At 65.1% G+C, this 17,112-nt stretch carries 13 protein-coding genes and 1 pseudogene; 5 read left to right on the top strand and 9 right to left on the bottom strand.

All coding sequences use genetic code 11. The features are described 5' to 3' along the window. Positions 1-20: 20 nt before the first annotated feature. A pseudogene (locus HB860_RS21195) lies at positions 21-167 on the bottom strand (metal-sensing transcriptional repressor); the annotation flags it as partial. Positions 168-277: 110 nt separating this feature from the next. Continuing rightward, a complete protein-coding gene (locus tag HB860_RS21190; protein ID WP_247627867.1) occupies positions 278-691 on the bottom strand; it encodes a hypothetical protein in 414 nt (137 codons plus the stop codon). 266 nt (positions 692-957) lie between these two features. Here HB860_RS21190 and pulA point away from each other — a divergent pair, with 266 nt between their 5' ends. Continuing rightward, positions 958-5,022, top strand: a complete 4,065-nt coding sequence (pulA, locus tag HB860_RS21185; protein ID WP_247627866.1) for a pullulanase-type alpha-1,6-glucosidase — start codon at positions 958-960, stop codon at positions 5,020-5,022. A gap of 194 nt (positions 5,023-5,216) precedes the next feature. On the opposite strand, the gene HB860_RS21180 is transcribed toward pulA, so the two are convergent. Beyond that, positions 5,217-7,613, bottom strand: a complete 2,397-nt coding sequence (locus tag HB860_RS21180; RefSeq protein ID WP_247627865.1) for a zinc/cadmium/mercury/lead-transporting ATPase — start codon at positions 7,611-7,613, stop codon at positions 5,217-5,219. A gap of 223 nt (positions 7,614-7,836) precedes the next feature. Between HB860_RS21180 and tpx the strand changes: the two genes are divergently transcribed. Together tpx and HB860_RS21170 are read left to right on the top strand one after the other, a co-directional pair. Beyond that, entirely contained in the window at positions 7,837-8,337 is a 501-nt protein-coding gene (gene tpx / locus HB860_RS21175; RefSeq protein ID WP_025325781.1) for a thiol peroxidase, read from the top strand. 188 nt (positions 8,338-8,525) lie between these two features. Beyond that, positions 8,526-9,746, top strand: a complete 1,221-nt coding sequence (locus HB860_RS21170) for a DEAD/DEAH box helicase (RefSeq protein WP_247627864.1) — start codon at positions 8,526-8,528, stop codon at positions 9,744-9,746. A 60-nt stretch (positions 9,747-9,806) separates the two neighbouring features. On the opposite strand, the gene HB860_RS21165 is transcribed toward HB860_RS21170, so the two are convergent. From HB860_RS21165 to HB860_RS21150, 4 genes are all read right to left on the bottom strand, one after another. Further along, positions 9,807-10,133 (bottom strand): hypothetical protein, encoded by a 327-nt coding sequence (locus HB860_RS21165; protein WP_247627863.1) that lies wholly within the window; start codon positions 10,131-10,133, stop codon positions 9,807-9,809. Positions 10,134-10,283: 150 nt separating this feature from the next. Then, on the bottom strand, positions 10,284-11,843 hold the full coding sequence (locus HB860_RS21160) for a methyl-accepting chemotaxis protein (protein WP_247627862.1): 1,560 nt from the start codon (positions 11,841-11,843) through the stop codon (positions 10,284-10,286). A 167-nt stretch (positions 11,844-12,010) separates the two neighbouring features. Continuing rightward, entirely contained in the window at positions 12,011-12,310 is a 300-nt protein-coding gene (locus HB860_RS21155) for a hypothetical protein (RefSeq protein ID WP_139439058.1), read from the bottom strand. Positions 12,311-12,419: 109 nt separating this feature from the next. Further along, on the bottom strand, positions 12,420-14,024 hold the full coding sequence (locus HB860_RS21150; RefSeq protein WP_247627861.1) for a peptide ABC transporter substrate-binding protein: 1,605 nt from the start codon (positions 14,022-14,024) through the stop codon (positions 12,420-12,422). Between the two features lie 174 nt (positions 14,025-14,198). Here HB860_RS21150 and HB860_RS21145 point away from each other — a divergent pair, with 174 nt between their 5' ends. After that, positions 14,199-14,906, top strand: a complete 708-nt coding sequence (locus HB860_RS21145; protein WP_247627860.1) for a ParB-like protein — start codon at positions 14,199-14,201, stop codon at positions 14,904-14,906. A gap of 35 nt (positions 14,907-14,941) precedes the next feature. Here the strand turns inward: HB860_RS21145 and HB860_RS21140 are convergent, their stop codons facing one another. Further along, positions 14,942-15,607 (bottom strand): CatB-related O-acetyltransferase, encoded by a 666-nt coding sequence (locus HB860_RS21140; protein WP_247627859.1) that lies wholly within the window; start codon positions 15,605-15,607, stop codon positions 14,942-14,944. A gap of 291 nt (positions 15,608-15,898) precedes the next feature. On the opposite strand from HB860_RS21140, the gene HB860_RS21135 reads away from it, so the two are divergent. Further along, positions 15,899-16,327, top strand: coding sequence for a DUF2753 family protein (locus HB860_RS21135; RefSeq protein WP_106884927.1), 429 nt, complete (start codon positions 15,899-15,901; stop codon positions 16,325-16,327). On the opposite strand, the gene HB860_RS21130 is transcribed toward HB860_RS21135, so the two are convergent. After that, positions 16,320-17,075, bottom strand: coding sequence for an enoyl-CoA hydratase-related protein (locus HB860_RS21130; protein ID WP_247627858.1), 756 nt, complete (start codon positions 17,073-17,075; stop codon positions 16,320-16,322). The genes HB860_RS21135 and HB860_RS21130 overlap by 8 nt on opposite strands. Positions 17,076-17,112: the final 37 nt, after the last annotated feature.

Genomic DNA, 17,112 nt, shown 5'->3' with positions numbered 1-17,112 from the left:
CCCGGCTTGCCCGGGCGCCCTTATTTCAGGTAGGAGCGCAGCACCCTCACCACCTGGTCCAGATCCTCCAGCCGCTCGGCCGGGGTCGCCTCCGGTGCCCCCAGGTGCTCGCGCATATGACCTTCCAGCACCTCCAGCATCAGGCCGTTGACGGCGCCGCGGATGGCGGTTCCCATCCCGGCACAGGCGATCCGCGAGCGGCTCGCCATCCACGAGGAGCTGGTGCATCTGACCATAGAGATAGCGCAGGGATGAGGCCGGGCCCCGGGGCCCGGCCTCAGTGTGGCGGGCGCTCGTGTTCCCCCTTGGCCTGATCCTGCCAGAGGGAGCCCAGCATCAGCTTGAGCAGCAACCCCGGGGGGTCATCCAGCAGTCGACCGGGTTCCAGCAGCAGGTGGCCGTCGGCGCGAAAGCCCAGGCTGGCGTGGGTCTGTCCCTCGTCATCCAGGATCTGGATGATGCCGACCAGGGTTCCCCGCTCACCGGGCTGACAGCGCAGCCGCAGCTCGCGGGGCTCGCCCAGCAGGGTGAAGGCCCGGCAGAGGGGCGGCGTCTCTTCATAATCGGGCCAGCTGAAGAAGTGATACTGTTCGGCGAGTCCCCCGGCCTGCTGGCAGAACTGGTGGAACAGCTGGGCAATTCCCTGATACTCCTGATCCAGCCGCTTTGCCTGCTCCTCGATCCGTTTCATAGGCCATGGCTCCTTGCTATCCATTTGATCGGAAATTGATTTTTCCGGCATGAACCCCTCTCTTTGCTGGTATGGGCCCAAAGCGGGGGCGAGTCTGTGAGCGCGATCCAATTTTCGTTATGAAAACGTTATCTTGTTGAATCGGGTTGGTTTTTTTTGCCCGGTCGCTCACATTTACAACAATCTCCGCTGATTAATATGGCATCGCTCGGCTACGACCGGGTACCTCGAGTATCGAGACCAACTACAGCGGGAATTATAAAAAAATGGATATGAAAAAGACCAAGGTGGCGCTGGTAACAGCCTCACTGCTCGCGCTTTTGTCAGGCTGTAACGACAACAGTTCTTCACCCTCCACCCCTCCCACCCCCCAGGATGAGCCCGTCGCGCGCCTTCCCAATGTCCAGCCCCCGGCCGAGCTGCTGGTGGCCGGCCCCGACCAGGCCGTGGTCGCCCTGGTGGATACCCAGAGCAGCGCGGCGCGCGGGATCACGGGTCCCTTCGCCAGTCACAGCCTGCACCTGTGGAACAACGACGCCTGCGGCGCAACGTCGGAGGGCGGACTCAACACAGGCTGGGATGACGCCAGCAAGACCCCGGCGGCGGCGGACAGCTTCGGCCCGGCCTGGGTGGTGCCGCTGGCCAAGATGGAGGGCTGCATCAACTTCATCGCCCGCAACGGCGATCTGGCGAACCTGACCGGCAGCGACATGAAGGTGGTCTTCAGCGATCACCCGGATCGCACCGTGGCAATCGTCGCGGGCAAGAACGAGATCTTCGGCAGCCGGGCCGAGGCCTTCACCGCCGCCTTCGGCGTGGCGGGGGCCAGTGCCCACCTGATCGACGGCAACACCCTGATCTGGCAAGGGGGCAAGGACAAGCCCTATGTGCGCCTCTACTACACAGAGTCCGGCACCATCACCGCCAACAGTGAAGGTGTATTCGATTTCCCCTACCTCAAGCTGACCCCGACCAGCCTCAGTGCCGAGCAGCAGGCCAAGTACCCGCACCTCAAGGATGCCGCCGCCTTCGCCCTGCCCGCCGGGAAAGATCTCAAGCCCCTGCTCAAGGGGGAGCTGGTAGCCATCGGCACCGATGCGGACGGCATCCTGCAGGGGGCCACCCTGGTGCAGAGCGCCGGTGCCCTCGATGCCCTCTACGCCGAGGCTGCCACCAAGCTGGCCTACGGCGCCGTGGTGGAGGGGGGCAATGTCAACTTCCGGCTCTGGGCACCGACCGCAAGGTCGGTCAAGCTGGCGCTCTTCGACGAGCAGCACAACTCCCTCGGCGAGCGCGCCATGACACAGGACGAGGCCAGCGGCAGCTGGAGCCTGCAGGGGGGCAGTGACCTGGTGGGCAAGTACTATCGCTATGTCGTCGAGGTCTATCATCCGGTCAGTCGCAAGCTGGAATCCTACCAGGTGACCGATCCCTACTCCCTGAGCCTGGCCATGAACTCCGAGTTCAGTCAGGTGGTGGATCTCGATGATCCTGCCCTCAAACCAGAGGGCTGGGACAGCCTCAAGGCCCCCCACAGCCAGGCCAATCCCGCCGACATCACCATCTATGAGGCCCATGTCCGGGATCTGACCGGCAACGACGACTCCACCCCGGCCGAGCACCGCGGCAAGTTCCTGGGGCTGACCGACAGCGACAGCGTCCCCGTCACCCACCTGAAATCCCTGGCCAAGAGCGGTGTCAGTCACCTGCACCTGCTGCCGGTGTTCGACATCGCCACCGTCAACGAGGATCCGGCCAAGGTGGCGAACATAAGCGACGACTTCAGCAAGCTGTGCGAGGTCAATGACGAGGTCAAGAGCTCCAGGTTTGCCAGCCACTGCGGTGGCGGCCAGACCATAGCGTCCGTGCTGGAAGATCTGCAGGCAAGCGACAGCAAGGAGAACCCGGTGGTGCAGGAGCTGTACGGCTATCTGCGCGGCGTCGACTCCTTCAACTGGGGCTATGACCCCTACCACTACACAGCGCCGGAAGGCTCCTACGCCACCAATGCGGAGGGGACGGTCCGGATCAAGGAGTTCCGCGAGATGGTCAAGGCCATCAAGCAGAACATCGGCATGAACGTGGTGATGGACGTGGTCTACAACCACACCAACGAGGCTGGCCTGGGCCCCAAATCCGTGCTCGACAAGATAGTGCCCTGGTACTACCAGCGCCTCAATCCGGAGACCGGCTCGGTGGAGAACTCCACCTGCTGCTCCAACACGGCGCCTGAACACGCCATGTTCGCCAAGCTGATGGATGACTCCCTGGTCACCTGGGCGCGGGACTACAAGATCGATGCCTTCCGCTTCGATCTCATGGGTCACCACCCGAAAGATCAGATGGTGCAGGCCCTGGCCGAGGTGAAGAAGGTCAATCCGGACATGTACTTCTACGGCGAGGGGTGGAACTTCGGCGAAGTGCAGGATGACAAGCGCTTCGTGCAGGCGACCCAGAAGCACCTGGCCGGCACCGGCATCGGCTCCTTCTCCGACCGGCTGCGGGATGCGGTGCGCGGCGGCAGCCCGTTCGACGTCGGCGACGCCATCCGCAAGACCCAGGGCTTCGGCAACGGCGCCCTGGTGGATGCCAACGAGGTGGACGGCGTCGATCTCGCCACCGCCCTGCATCAGTCCGACCTGGTGCGCCTCGGCATGGCGGGCAACCTCAAGGAGTTCGTGCTGACCGACAAGGACGGCGTGCCGAAGAAGGGGTCCGACATCGACTACAACGGTCAACCGGCGGGCTATGCCCAGGATCCGACCGAAGTGCAGAACTACGTCGACAAGCACGACAACCAGACCCTGTTCGACAACCTGGTCTACAAGGCGCCAGCAGGAGCCGATCTGGTGCGGATGCAGGGGGTGTCGCTGGCCACCGCCATGCTGGGTCAGGGGATCCCCTTCACCCACGCCGGGGTCGAACTGCTGCGCTCCAAGTCCATGGAGCGGGACAGCTACGACTCCGGTGACTGGTACAACAGGGTCGATTACAGCCTGGGGGACAACAACTTCGACAAGGGCTTGCCGCGCAAGGACAAGGACGAGGCCAACTACGCGCTGATCGAGCAGGTGCTCGACCAGCATGCCAAGCCGGGCTCGGCCGAGATGGCGCAGATGGTGAGCTTCTACCAGGAGCTCTCCGAGCTGCGTCAATCCTCCCGTCTGCTGCGTCTTGGCAGCGGGTCTGAGGTGATCAAGCGCGTCGACTTCCGCAACACCGGGCCTGAGCAGATCCCTGGCCTCATCGTGATGAGCGTGGATGATGGCAGCAAGGCCGGTGCGGATCTGGATCCCGCCATCGACGGCCTGGTGGTGATGATCAACGCCACCAATGCCCCCCAGAGCATCGGCGACTTCCGTGACGGAGACGATCAGCCCATCGATCTCTCCGGCATGGTGCTGAGCGGGAAACATCGCGGGGTCGACAGCATCGCCAGTGGCGCCGCCTACGACAACGGCCAGCTGACGCTGGGAGCCTGGTCTGCCGCCGTCTTCGTCAAGCCGCAGAGTGGCGCCCAGGGCGCGGGCCTGCCGGTGGGCAAGAAGACGGACCTGAGCACATTGCCTCCCTTCGGTGACACCGCTGTCTATCTGAAAGGCTTCCTCGGGGAGTGGGGCGAAGCGAACCCAATGAGCTTCACCAGCAACTTCATGTACGAGTTCACCACCGAAGTGGCAACCGACAAGCTGGGCACGACGGAAGTGAAGATCGCCGACGCCAGCTGGGGGCCGGTCAACTACGGCAGCTGCAACGCCGGTGACAAGCTGGTGGTGGGCACGCCGCTGACCCTTTGCAAGGGGGGAGATACCGGTAATATCGGGCTGGATCTGGCCAAGGCCGGTACCTACAAGTTCGTCTTCACAGCCATGAACAAGGAGAAGCCCACCCTGAGCGTCAGCTACACCGAGCCGGTGCAGAGCTGCAAGGTGCTGGATACGGTGGCGGGCAACCCGCTGGGCTACCCGCTCTATGTTCGCGGCAGCCTGAGCGACTGGAACGCGCAACCGGCTTACCAGTTGAGCTACAAGGGGATGGAGGGCAACCTCGCCATCTATCAGGCCGCCTTCAACTACGCGGGCAGCTTTGACTTCAAGTTTGCCAACGATGACGGCAACTGGAGCAAGCAGTTCTTCGTCAAGGATGCCGGTGGCACCCTGATTGCCCTGGAGCCAGAGCAGTCCTATCCGCTGCAGCACGGCGATGGCGGCATGGGCAACAACAGCATGACCCTGCCCCAGGGTCTGTGGAGCTTCCTGGTCAAGGTCGATCCGACCAAGGCCGCTGGCGAGGTGGGCACCGTCATAGTCCAGGAGTGCACACCCAAGTAAGCCAACCTATCGAGCCCGGGACTGACTCGGCAGCCCAGGGTTGAATTCCACCTCGCCAAGGGTGGGATAAGCCGAGAGAGTAAGCAAAGCGCGACTGCCGACCGGCAGCCGCGCTTTTTCTTTGTCGTGGTGGGCGAGGCAATAAAAAAGCCGCCCTGCTGGGGCGGCTGTTGGTTGTACCGTTAACGGCCGGCTTAGCGCTTGCGCAGCAGGCGCAGGGCGTTGGCGGTGACCAGGGCGGTGGCGCCGGTGTCGGCCAGCACCGCAATCCACAGACCCGTGATGCCGAGCAGGCTGGTGACCAGGAAGATGGCCTTGAGCCCGATCGCCAGGGCAATATTCTGGTGGATGTTGGCGAGCGCTGCGCGGGAGAGCCGGATCATGGCGGCGACCCCGCCGAGCTGGTTGTGGGTCAGGGCCGCGTCGGCTGTCTCCAGCGCCACGTCGGTGCCGCCCCCCATGGCGATGCCGATGCTGGCCCGCTTCATGGCGGGGGCGTCGTTGATGCCATCCCCTATCATGGCCACCTTGCGGCTGCTGGCGAGCAGGCTTATCTCCTCTACCTTGCCTTCCGGCAGCAGGCCGGCGCGCCAGCCCATGCCGAGTTCGGTGGCAATCGCCTCGGCGGCACGCGGGTTGTCCCCGGTCAGCATGATGCTCTGCAGTCCGAGCTGGTTGAGCTCTTGCAGTGCCGCAGCGGCGTCCGGCCGGATCTGATCCCGCAGCGCCAGCAGGGCACTGGGCGTCTCTCCCAGCCGGCAGAGCAGGATCACCGTCTTGCCCTGGTGCTCCAGGGCGGCGATCTGTGCCTCGAGCGCCTCGTCCAGAGAGGAGACCCGACTCGGGGCCAGCAGTTGCCAGAGGGCGCCGTCGATGCGCCCCTCTACTCCCATGCCGGGGAGGGCGCGCAGATCCCGGGCGTTGGCCAGGGTCAGCCCCTGCTCGCTCGCGGCAGCCACCACGGCGCGGGCCAGGGGGTGGTGGGAACCCTGCTCTATGGCGGCGGCCAAGGCCAGCAGTTCGGCTTCCGGTCGGCCATTGAGGCTGACCAGCTCGGTCAGCTGCGGCTTGCCCAGGGTCAGGGTGCCTGTCTTGTCAAAGGCCACGGTATCGATCTGGGCCAGCCGCTCCAGGGCCGCACCGCCCTTGATCAGGGCCCCCTGCCGGGTGGCGGCGGCCAGCGCCGAGGTGACCGCCGCCGGGGTGGAGATCACCAGGGCGCAGGGGCAGCCGATCAGCAGCAGCGCCAGGGCGCGGTAGATCCACTCGTCCCAGCCCTGGCCGAAGGCGAGCGGCGGGACCAGCATCACCAGCAGGGCGACCAGCATCATGGCCGGGGTGTACCAGCGGCTGAAGCGGTCGATGAAGCGCTCTATGGGGGCGCGCTGGCTCTCGGCCTCCTCGATGAGGTGCAGGATGCGGTCGATGGCGTTGTTGCCGGGCTCGGACACCACCTCGAGGCGCAACACCCGATCCGCCGCCAGACTGCCGGCCGGCACCTTGTCCCCCTGACGGCGCTCCACCGGGATGGACTCGCCGGTCAGGGCGCTCTCGTCAAAGGCGCCGAGGGCGTCGAGCAGGCGGGCATCTGCGGGCAGGCGGGCACCGGGGGCGATTTCGATGATGTCGCCGGGGCGCAGCATCTCGGCGGCCACCTCTTCCCGTACGTCACCTTCTGCTGTGGTACGAATGCGCAGCGCCTGGTCGGGCACCAGGGCCATCAGGGCGGTGACCCCGGCGCGGGCACGGCCGGCGGCATAGGCCTCCAGGTGTTCCCCCAGCATGAAGAGCAGCAGCACCATGGCCGCCTCGGCGGTCTCCCCGAGGAAGAGGGCGCCGAGCGCCGCCACCGTCATCAGGGTCTCGATGGCGAAGGGAGAGCCGCTCTTAGTCAATGCCCAGGCCTTGCGGGCGACGGGCCAGAGCCCCCAGAGGGTGGCCAGGGTAAAGAGCGGCTGGCCGAGCTGGACCGGCAGCAGGGCGGCCACCCCCATCAGGGCGGCCAAGGAGAGGGGCTGCCAATACTTGCCAAGGAGCGTCATCAGGGGGCTGAGCCGTTTGTCATCGCGCTCTGTCGCCTGAGTGTTGCCCTTGAGCTGAAAGCCTGCGGCCAGCACGGCGGCGGTGACGGGGTCGGGGGAGAGGCCGGGGGCGAGATCCACCACCAGCTTCTCGGTGGCAAACAGCACGCGAGCCTGGGTGACACCCTCGACACGGTTGACGGCCGTCTCTATCTTGCGGGCGCAGCTGGGGCAGTCCATCCCCAGCACCTGCCAGCTGTGGCGGCGACTGTCACGGGTCGGGGCGGGCAGAGGCCCCTCGGCCGCCGCGCCATGGCCGCGATGATCATGGTCGTGCGAATGGGAGGGCTTGGCTCCGGCGTCATGGCCCCTGGGGGGGTCTTCATCCCCGGGCCCCTCGTCGACCCCGTGCGCCTGGTGATCCTGGGGCGCCGGGCTGGCGCAACAACTGGCAGAGGCGACCTTGTCGCAGCAGTGGCTGTCGTGCCCGTGCTCGTGTTGGTGGGGGGCGGCCTTGCCGATGGCCTTGATGGGGGCGGCATGGGAATGGCTGCAGCAGGATTTGCTCATGATGAGTCCCTCTTGAGTGGATCCCGCCCCTGCGGGATCGCCTATGTCTGAACCCAGTGTAAACCTTGGTGTTAAGTCCAAGGTCAAGCCCTTCTCTTTCCCACCTCGGCGGGGTGGACGAGACAGGGTGGCAACAAATCCCTCTTGTTAGCGGGTGTTTGTCCCCTGCCGCTGGGCCTATACTGGGAACCCTGGATCCCCCATCGATAATCAAGGACCTAACATGAGCAATACCGTCACCCTGCAAGGCAACCCCGTCTCCGTCTCCGGCCACTTCCCCGTTGCCGGCGAGCAGGCCAAGCCCTTCTCCCTGGTAGCTGGCGATCTGTCCGATGCGACCCTGGCGACCTTCGCCGGCAAGCGCAAGATCCTGAACATCTTCCCGAGCGTCGACACCCCGACCTGCGCCACCTCAGTGCGCAAGTTCAACGAGCAGGCCAGCGCCCTGAACAACACTGTGGTGCTGTGCATCTCCGCCGATCTGCCGTTCGCCCAGGCCCGTTTCTGCGGCGCCGAAGGTCTGGACAAGGTGGTGAACCTCTCCACCCTGCGTGGCGTCTCCTTCCTGCAGGACTACGGCGTGGCCTTCTCCTCCGGCCCCCTGGTAGGCCTGGCTGCCCGTGCCATCGTGGTGCTGGATGAGCACGACAAGGTGCTGCACAGCGAGCTGGTGGCCGAAGTCGCCGACGAGCCGAACTACGCCGCCGCCCTGGCCGCCCTGTAAGTTTCGTCTTGCGCTGATTGCCAACGGCCTGCCGATGCAGGCCGTTTTTATTGCGGGCGCAGTGACCCTCAAGGTTGAGGTGATCAGACTCGCTGACCCATATCCCCCTGCTTCTTCTCACCGGCCTTTTACTTATGGGGTCAGGCTGGCTAGACTTCGCCTCCCACTTCTTCCTGCCGCGTAGCCTCATGACCTTTAACGAACTCCACCTCGATCCCGCTCTGCTGGCCGCCTTGCCTGCCGAGCTGCACACCCCGACCCGCATCCAGCAACTCGCCATTCCGGCGGCATTGACGGGCCAGGATCTGCTGGCCCTGGCCCGGACCGGCAGCGGCAAGACACTGGCATTCGGCCTGCCGCTGCTGCAGGGGCTGGACGCGGCATCCGACCGGGTGCAGGGGCTGGTGCTGGTGCCGACCCGGGAGCTGGCGACCCAGGTGAGCGCGGCGCTGCAATGTGTGGCCGAGGCGCTGGGGCTGCGTCTCCTGACCCTGTGCGGCGGGGTGGCTCAGGAGCAGCAACAGGCCGAGCTGGCCCTGGGGCCCCAACTGTTGGTGGCGACCCCGGGGCGACTGCGGGACTTGCTGGCCCAGCGGCTGCTGGGCCTCGGCAAGCTGCGCACCCTGGTGCTGGATGAGGCGGATCGCCTGCTGGAGATGGGCTTCTGGCCCGATATCCAGTGGCTGATGAATGCCATGCCGACCGAGCGGCAGACCCTGCTGTTCTCTGCCACCCTGCCCCCCGAGCTCGAGGCCATGGCCATCGGCCTGCTGGACGCGCCGGTGCGGGTGGAGGCGGATCCTCGCAACAGCGTGGCCGACGACATCGAGGAGCGGCTCCATCTGGTTAACAAGAGCAGCAAGGTGCCTGCGCTCATCAGCCTGCTCAAGGGGCAGGCGTGGTCCCAGGTGCTGGTGTTTATCAGCGCCAGGGACGATGCCGACGCCGTGGCCAGAAAACTCGCCAAGGCGGGGATCGCGGTGGCGGCCCTGCACGGTGAGAAGGATCAAGGGGCGCGGGAGCAGGCGCTTGCCGATTTCAAGGGGGGCAAGGTGCGGGTGCTGGTGGCCACGGATCTGATGGCGCGGGGCATCCACGTGGAGGCGCTGCCGGTGGTGATCAACCTGGATCTGCCTGCCAATGCCCCCGTCTATGTGCACCGCATCGGCCGCACCGCCCGCGCCGGGCAGAAAGGCCTCGCCCTCTCCCTGGTCTGCCACGGGGAGGCCGAGACGCTTGCGGCCATCCGTACCCTGACCGGTCGCGCGCTGCCGCTGGAGGAGCTTGAGGGCTTCCCGGTCACCGACCAGCCTGCGAGCGGGGAGGGCAAGCGGGCCCCCCGGGACAAGCAGGCGAACCGCCGCACCCAGGCCAAGCGCAGCGTCAAGCAGTTCAAGGGCAAGGCCTGACGCAACCTCTCCTCTTCCATGACTCCTGAGCCGACAATGAGCCCGGCTCATGGGGGTCACTCAGCGCTGGGCCTGCTCCTGGCCGAAGAAGTCGCGTCGCCACTGACCGAGCACCGTCGCCCTGTGCTGCTGCCAGCGTGCTGCGCCCATGGTGTCCCGGCTTGCCGCCAACTGCTGCTCCAGCTCGGCCAACTGCTGCTGATAACGGGCTCCCTGCTCCGCTGGCAGCCACAGTGCCAGGTTCATGCTGGCCTCGGCCCGCGCAAGGTGGCGGCTCAGGCTGCCCCGCAACGCATCTTCCCACCCTTGCCCTGAGGGCTCCTGCCAGGTCAGATGGAGCAGCAACAGCATGCTCAGCAGGGCGGCATAGCCGAGAGGCTTGGGCATCATGGGATCCTTGTCGAGGCTCGCCGGGAGCTGGGGAACGGGATCCATTTACCTGGATATTCGTGACAAGAAGATGAAGGGGGTTTGCGGCGCGTCGGGAGGGAAAGGGCAGCGCGTCCGCAGACGCGCCTTGCTACACGGGGGGCAAACTCAGTCGTGGAACTGATTGATCAGGCGGGAGAGGTTTTGCAGCCGCTCCACCAGCAGGGTGATGCCATCGAGGGCCTGCCTGCTGTTGTCGGCGGTGTGGCTGGCCAACTGGTGGATCTGGTGAATGCCCTGATCCAGGGTGCTGGTGACGTCCGCCTGCTGGCTGACGGCCTGGGCTATCTCGTCGCTGGTGTGGGTCACCTGGGCCAGCATCTGGTTGATCTGGTCGAGCACCTCGGCGGTGGCGCCCATGTGCTGCTGGCAGAGGGCCGAGGTCTGGGCCCCCTGGGTCATGCCGTCTGAGAGTTGCCGGGTGCTCTGCTGCAGCGCCCCTATCATGTCGCTGATCTCGCCGGTGGAGCTGCGAGTCTTCTGGGCCAGCGCCCGGATCTCGTCGGCCACCACAGCAAAGCCACGCCCCTGCTCGCCGGCCCGGGCCGCCTCTATGGCCGCATTGAGGGAGAGCAGGTTGGTCTGATCCGCAATCTGCCCGATCACCTCCAGGATGCCGCTGATCTTCTGGCTGTCCTGGGTCAGGCGGGCCAGCACACCCTGACTGGCGTCCAGCTCCTGGTGGAGTCGGTTGACCGAGGCGCGGGTGGTCGCCAGCGCCTGCTGGCCGCTGGCTGACACCTGCTGCACCTCGCTCACCAGGGAGTTGGCCTGATGGGCGTTGTCGGCCACATCGCGGATCGACTGGCTCATCTGGGTGATGGCGGCGGCCAGCTGTTCGCTCTGGGCCCGCTGCTGCTGCAAGTGGGTGTCTATGGTCTGGATATGTCCCCTGTCATCCTCCGCCGCCTGCAGTATCTGCTGGTTGGTGTCGGCGCTGCGCCCCACCACGGCCCTGAGCTCGGCCTTCTTCATGCGCAGCAAGAGCTCGATGGCCGCCAGGCTGTCCTGACGTCTGGCATAGAGCACCTGACAGAGGGGCGTGCCCAGCTCCTCCCCCGCCATGGCCAGCAGCCGGGCCAGCCGCCGTTGCAGATGCCAGCCATGCCCCATCTGGGCCAGCAGGCAGAGCAGGGTGAGGCCACCCCAGGCGGCCTGGCCCGTCATCAGGCTGGCCCCCATGCCGATCAGGGCGGTGCCCGAGAGCAGCAGGCCGAGTTGCCCCGGCTCCAGGGTGAAGCGACTCTGCCAGGGCAGTGCCTTGCCCGCCCGGATCCGGGCATAGAGCCGCTCCGCCCAGGCGATGTCGTGATCCTGCGGGCGGGTGCGTACCGACTGGTATTCGATGATCTGCTGCCGTTCGTTGAGGATGGGGGTGACATAGGCATTGACCCAGTAGAACTGGCCGCTCTTGGCACGGTTCTTCACCAGTCCCATCCAGCTCTTGCCTTGCTGCAGCCGCTGCCACATGTCGGCGAAGGCGGCCCTGGGCATGTCCGGGTGGCGTACCAGGTTGTGGGGGACTCCTTCCATCTCGGTGGCGCTGTAGCCGGCCACGTCGCAGAAGTGCTGGTTGGCATAGGTGATGTGGCTGGCGGGGTCCGTGGTCGAAATCAATGATATGTGATCGGGGAAACGGATCTCCCCTTCTTGCCGGGTAGTGGTCATGTGCGCATCCTGAATGAGCCAAGTAACTGATAAATTTGTTTTTATTGTGTGTTGTCGTTACGGCTTCATTGTAGGGGCGACCCAAGTGGTTATCTTGGCTTGGGTCAATAAATCAACACTATGACGACTGAAAAAAGGAGTAGATGAAGGGTGACGTCGGGGCGGGGTCAACTGCGGGGGGTGAAGTCGTGGATCTCCCCCGTCCGGGGCTTGAAGCGGGGATCCTGGCTCTGGTCGCGGGAGACCCAGGCCATGGCCTGGCAGAAGCTCTCCTGCTTGGCAAACTCGTCACGGGCCTGATCGATGGCTCGCTCGGCGTTGCGCCGCTCCATCTTGCTGGCCTTGCGATCGCTGAACTGTTTCTGCTGGCTCAACATCCATTCGAGGAAGGCCTGGCGGCATTGGCTCTCATCGGCGGCCTTGGCGGGGAGGGCAAACAACAGGGCAAGCAGGAGCAGACAAGGCATAGGGACATCTATCTAACGGGCTGATGGACGAAGAGAGGCGGCATTTTATGCCGGGAACTTGAATGGGTACAGTGGGAAGAGGGGGCCAGCCGGGCTGGCCCCCGAGGGATCAGTGCTTGACGAGGTAGAGCTGGCGGCTGTAGGCCACGTCTTCCGGGTTGTTGATGGGATAGCCCCTGAGCCAGGGCTTGATCAGACGGGCGTTGGTGTACTGGTAGATGGGGGCGATGGGCGCCTCCTCCTGCAATATGGTCTCGGCCTCGTCGAACAGGCGTGCCCGCTCGGCGGGATCCTGGCTGCTGGCCGCCCGGGTCAGCAGGGCGTCGTAACCGGGGTTGGCGAAGCGGGCCATGTTGCCGCTGTGGTGGGAGCCCCACAGACCGAGGAAGGCGGAAGGATCGTTGTAATCGGCGACCCAGGAGGAGCGGATCACCTCGAACTGGCCGCTCTGGCGGCTGTCGAGGTAGGTCTTCCACTCCTGATTGGTGAGCTCGACCCGGGCCCCCAGCTTCTGCTTCCAGAGGTTGGCGATGGCCAGCGCCATCTTCTTGTGAATTTCAGCCGTGTTGTAGAGCAGGGTGAGCTTGAGGGGCTTGTCCGGGCCATAGCCCGCCTCCTTCAGCAGCGCCTTGGCCTTCTCGTCCAGCGCCTGCTGGCTGCTGGTGGAGAGCAGGTTGGGCTTGGGGACGAACCCTGCGGTCACATCCGGGGTGAAGTGGTAGGCGGGTTTTTCCCCTGTGCCCAGCACCTTGTCGGCGATGAGCGCCCGATCGATGGTGTAGGAGAGCGCCTGACGCACCCGCACGTCGTTCAGGGGGGCCCGCTGGGTGTTGAAGGCGTAGTAATAGGTGCCGAGCTGCTCCGGGGTATAGACCTCCCCCGGGATCTGCTTCATCAGCTTGTGGTACTGCTCCTTGGGGAAGGATTCGGTGATGTGTAGATCCCCCGCCAGATAGCGGTTGGTGGCGGCACTCTCCTGATTGATGGGGACGAAGGTGACCCGGGTCAGCACCGTATGGGCGCGATCCCAGTAATAGGGGTTAGGGGTCAGCTCCAGCTTCTCGTTCACCACCCGGTGGCTCAGCACGAAGGCGCCGTTGCCCACCAGCTTGCCCGGCTGGGTCCACTGGTTGCCGTATTGCTCCATGCTGGCCCTGTGCAGGGGGGAGAGGCTGGGGTGGGTCAGCAGGCTCAGGAAGTAGGGCACCGGCTGGGAGAGGGTCACCTGCAGGGTGTGCTCATCCAGGGCTTGCACCCCGAGCGCCTCGGGAGGCAGCTTGCCCTCGACGATCTCGTCCACCTTGTCGAAATGGGCCAGCTGGGCAAACCAGGCGAAGGTGGCCGCCTCCTTGGGATCCACCAGCTTGCGCCAGCCGTAGACGAAATCGCTGGCGCGCACCGGATCCCCGTTGGACCAGCGGGCATCCGGCCTCAGGTGGAAGGTGAATCTCTGGTTCCCCTCGTTATCCCAGCTCGCGGCCACACCGGGCAGCACCTTGCCGTCCGCCCCCTGGGTCAAGAGCCCCTCATAGAGGTCTCTGAGCACTTGCAGCTCGGGCAGACCGACCAGTTTGAGCGGGCTCAGGCTGGTCGGTTCGTCCTTGAGATGACGCACGACGGCCTGTTCGGCGGCGAGTTGGGTGCCGGCCGGCACATCGGCGGCCTGGGCACAGACACAGCCCAGCAGGGCCAGCAGGGGGCTCCATCCTTTCATGGCGAATCCTTCAAATTGTGTGAAGCGAGGAGAAAACTCGGCGAGAATTCATCGCCGGCAGACGGGGAATCATGATATCCCCTTTGCTGGTCAGACCGCCAGAGTGAGTCCCATGATATCCGGGACGACAACCCTATGTACGCCCGCCCCGAGTGCGGGCAAGAGGAGCAAGCGATGAGAGTATGGATGTTATTGGCCTGTGTGCTGAGCCAGGGGGCCTGGGCACTGGCCCCTTGCGAGCAGACCAGCCAGGTGGGGAGCTGGTGCGAGGTGAGCATAGATCAGCTGCATCCGACTCAGGGCGGGGTGGGGCAGTTGCAGGTCGATACCACAATGGCAGAGCTGGCGGACAAGAGCGAGAAGCAGCTCGACAAGCTGATGAAAAAGAAAGAGATACCCGTGGTCATCGCCCCCGATGGCGGCTACTGGCTGGTGGACAGGCATCACCTGACCAAGGCGCTGTGGCAACAGGGGGTGAAGGCGGTGAGGGTCAAGGTGATCGCCCGCTTGCAGGACAGGGCCAGTTTCTGGAGCCAGATGCAGAACAACCACTGGGCCTGGCTCAAGGATGAGCGGGGTCAGCCGCTCACCCCGGAACAACTGCCCGGCCATATCGGCGAGCTGCCGGACTACCCCTACCGCACCCTGGCGGGCCTGCTGCAGGATGCGGGCTACTTCAGCAAGCAGGATCAGGTCTACTTCGTCGAGTTCGCCTGGGCCAGCTGGCTCGGCCAGCAGATGGCCTGGCAGCCGGTCAATGCCGCCAATCTGGCGGATCGCCTCGCCGAGGCCAAGCGCCTGGCCTGCAACAGCAAGGCCAGTGCCTTGCCCGGCTATCCCGGCAAGCAGTGCCGCCTCAACCCGCCACGCAGCGGTAGCTGACGCGGGATCAGGAAGGGGCGCCCAGGCGCCCCTCGTCACTCTCCCTGACCGGCACCTTGCCAGCGGGCGGCGGCCTGTTCCAGCAGGGCGACCTCTCCTTGCTGGATCAGCGGCAGCAGGGCCTGCACCTTGTCATCCGGCCAATCCCACCAGGCGAGCGCCTGCAACCGGGCAATCTCGTCGTCGCCAAAGCGCATCCGCACCACCCTGGCCGGGGTACCCGCCACCATGGCATAGGGCGGCACATCCTGATTGACCAGGGCCCGGGCGGCTATGATGGCGCCATCCCCTATGGTGACCCCCGGCATGATCATGGCCTCCATGCCGATCCAGACGTCATTGCCGATGCGGGTATCACCGGCGGGTCTGTAGCTGCGCTTGAGTGCCGCCACTTCGGCAAACGGATAGGTGCTGATGAAGTCGGTGTTGTGGGTGTGGTTGCCCCCCATGATGATCTTCACCCCGGCGGCGATTTGCACATAGTCGCCGAGATGGAGCCTGTCTATGTGCCAGATGGGGTCCCAGCCGGTGTCGGCTGAGCGGCTCCAGCGGTCGCCGTGCAGGTAGCGCACGGCCTCCTCTTCGAAAGGACCGTCCCAGGCGCCCGAGTAGTAGCTGTGTCGCCCCTTGAGGCAGATGTTGGGATTGGTCACCGTCAGGTGCAGGTACTCGACCTGCGACCAATGCTGGCAGAGGGTCATGGCTGTGTTCCTCGTTGAATGGATAGGTATTGGATGCGCGGATTGGCGCAGCTAATAGATCCAGACCAGCAGGCGGGGCACGCACAGGGTGGAGCAGCCCAGCGCCTGGGATGAACGGGGTCGTTGCATGAGGAGGGGCTCCCGACAGAAGAGGCCAGATGGTAAGGGATGGGGAGGGTTATGCCAAGCAGAGGGGCTCTGCTGGTCAAAACCTGCACAAAGGGTCTGGTTGATATTTATTCTCGATTAGCCATGATACAGGCTCCACTCGTATCTGCAGGAGAGAGGACAATGACGAATCAGAACTGGCAGCGTTACATGCTGGAGGCGGAGAATGCCCTGGGCATGGGGGCACTGGGCACGGCCATCTGCCTCTATCAGCAGGCCCTGGGGGAGGTGTATGAGCTGGCGTCCGGGGATCTGGACGAACTGGCCAGTATGCGGGTTGCCACCTGTCACCGGATGGCCGACTTCTGGCGCGCCATGGAGGAGCCCGCCTATGAGCTGCGCTACCTCAAGCTCGCCTCCGAGCTGGTCACCGCCCTAGTGCCCCAGTGCCCGAACCGGGAGTGCGAGTCCCTCATCAGCGAGCTGGGCTGCTGCCGCGCCGCCCTGCTCTCCTTCTTGAAGCGCCACCCCAACCCCGAGATCGCCAGGTTGATCCAGGTGCAGGACAAGGTGCAGGGCTGCGAGTTGATAGGGCGCTTTCGCCTCAACTAGCGGTTGTGCGCCCGAGCCGCCGTGCGATGCGGCCCTGGGCTTCCTCCCCTTGCAGGGCGAGGGAGAAGGCGCGGGCCTCCAGATCGATGACGAAATGCACCGCCTGTCTGAGCTCCTGCTTGAGCAGCGCCTTGCTCTTTTGCAGTGCCTTGGGCGCCTTGGCCGCGAGCCTCAACCCCTGCTCGCGGGCGAAGGGGAGCAGTTCCTCCACCGCCAGCACCCGGTTGGCGAGCCCTAGCCGCAGCGCCTCCCCGGCGTCTATGGCCTCCGCCAGCAACAGCAGCTCCGCCGCCTTCAGGTGCCCCACGGCGCGGGGCAGCAAGAGGCTTGAGGCAAACTCCGGCACCAGCCCCAGCTCGACGAAGGGCAGTTGCAGCCGGGCGTTCTCCCCCAGATAGACCAGATCGCAGTGCAGCAGCAGGGTGGTGCCTATGCCCACCGCCGGGCCGCCCACGGCGGCGATCACCGGCTTGGGGAAATCGGCCAGGGTGTGGAGGAACTGCAGGATGGGGTCATCCGCTTCCAGATTGCTCTTGCCCATGAAGTCCGCGAGATCATTGCCCGCGGTGAAGCACTCCTGCTGCCCTTGCAGCAACACCACATGCACGCTCTCGTCCTGGGCGGCCTGCTGAAAGGCCTCGGTGAGGGCCAGGTACATCTCGGTGTTGAGGGCATTGCGCTTGTCCGGCCGGTTGAGGGTCAGGAGGAGCAAGCCATCCTGCTGCTCGGCCAGAATTGTGAGGGCCATGTCTGAATCCTTGTGTTCGGGGGCTGCCAAAAGCTTG

The organism is Aeromonas genomosp. paramedia, assembly GCF_023093515.1.
GTDB lineage: Bacteria > Pseudomonadota > Gammaproteobacteria > Enterobacterales > Aeromonadaceae > Aeromonas.
Note: the sequence above shows the minus strand (reverse complement) of the source record. Positions and strands in the feature narration are given on the sequence as shown.

Excerpts from the sequence above, each read along its gene's own strand:
- pulA (WP_247627866.1), top strand. The coding sequence starts at position 958 with ATGGATATGAAAAAGACCAAGGTGGCGCTGGTAACAGCCTCACTGCTC.
- HB860_RS21165 (WP_247627863.1), bottom strand. The coding sequence starts at position 10,133 with ATGCCCAAGCCTCTCGGCTATGCCGCCCTGCTGAGCATGCTGTTGCTG.
- HB860_RS21155 (WP_139439058.1), bottom strand. The coding sequence starts at position 12,310 with ATGCCTTGTCTGCTCCTGCTTGCCCTGTTGTTTGCCCTCCCCGCCAAG.
- HB860_RS21170 (WP_247627864.1), top strand. The coding sequence starts at position 8,526 with ATGACCTTTAACGAACTCCACCTCGATCCCGCTCTGCTGGCCGCCTTG.
- HB860_RS21190 (WP_247627867.1), bottom strand. The coding sequence starts at position 691 with ATGAAACGGATCGAGGAGCAGGCAAAGCGGCTGGATCAGGAGTATCAG.
- HB860_RS21135 (WP_106884927.1), top strand. The coding sequence starts at position 15,899 with ATGACGAATCAGAACTGGCAGCGTTACATGCTGGAGGCGGAGAATGCC.
- HB860_RS21130 (WP_247627858.1), bottom strand. The coding sequence starts at position 17,075 with ATGGCCCTCACAATTCTGGCCGAGCAGCAGGATGGCTTGCTCCTCCTG.
- HB860_RS21145 (WP_247627860.1), top strand. The coding sequence starts at position 14,199 with ATGAGAGTATGGATGTTATTGGCCTGTGTGCTGAGCCAGGGGGCCTGG.
- HB860_RS21150 (WP_247627861.1), bottom strand. The coding sequence starts at position 14,024 with ATGAAAGGATGGAGCCCCCTGCTGGCCCTGCTGGGCTGTGTCTGTGCC.
- tpx (WP_025325781.1), top strand. The coding sequence starts at position 7,837 with ATGAGCAATACCGTCACCCTGCAAGGCAACCCCGTCTCCGTCTCCGGC.
- HB860_RS21140 (WP_247627859.1), bottom strand. The coding sequence starts at position 15,607 with ATGACCCTCTGCCAGCATTGGTCGCAGGTCGAGTACCTGCACCTGACG.
- HB860_RS21160 (WP_247627862.1), bottom strand. The coding sequence starts at position 11,843 with ATGACCACTACCCGGCAAGAAGGGGAGATCCGTTTCCCCGATCACATA.
- HB860_RS21180 (WP_247627865.1), bottom strand. The coding sequence starts at position 7,613 with ATGAGCAAATCCTGCTGCAGCCATTCCCATGCCGCCCCCATCAAGGCC.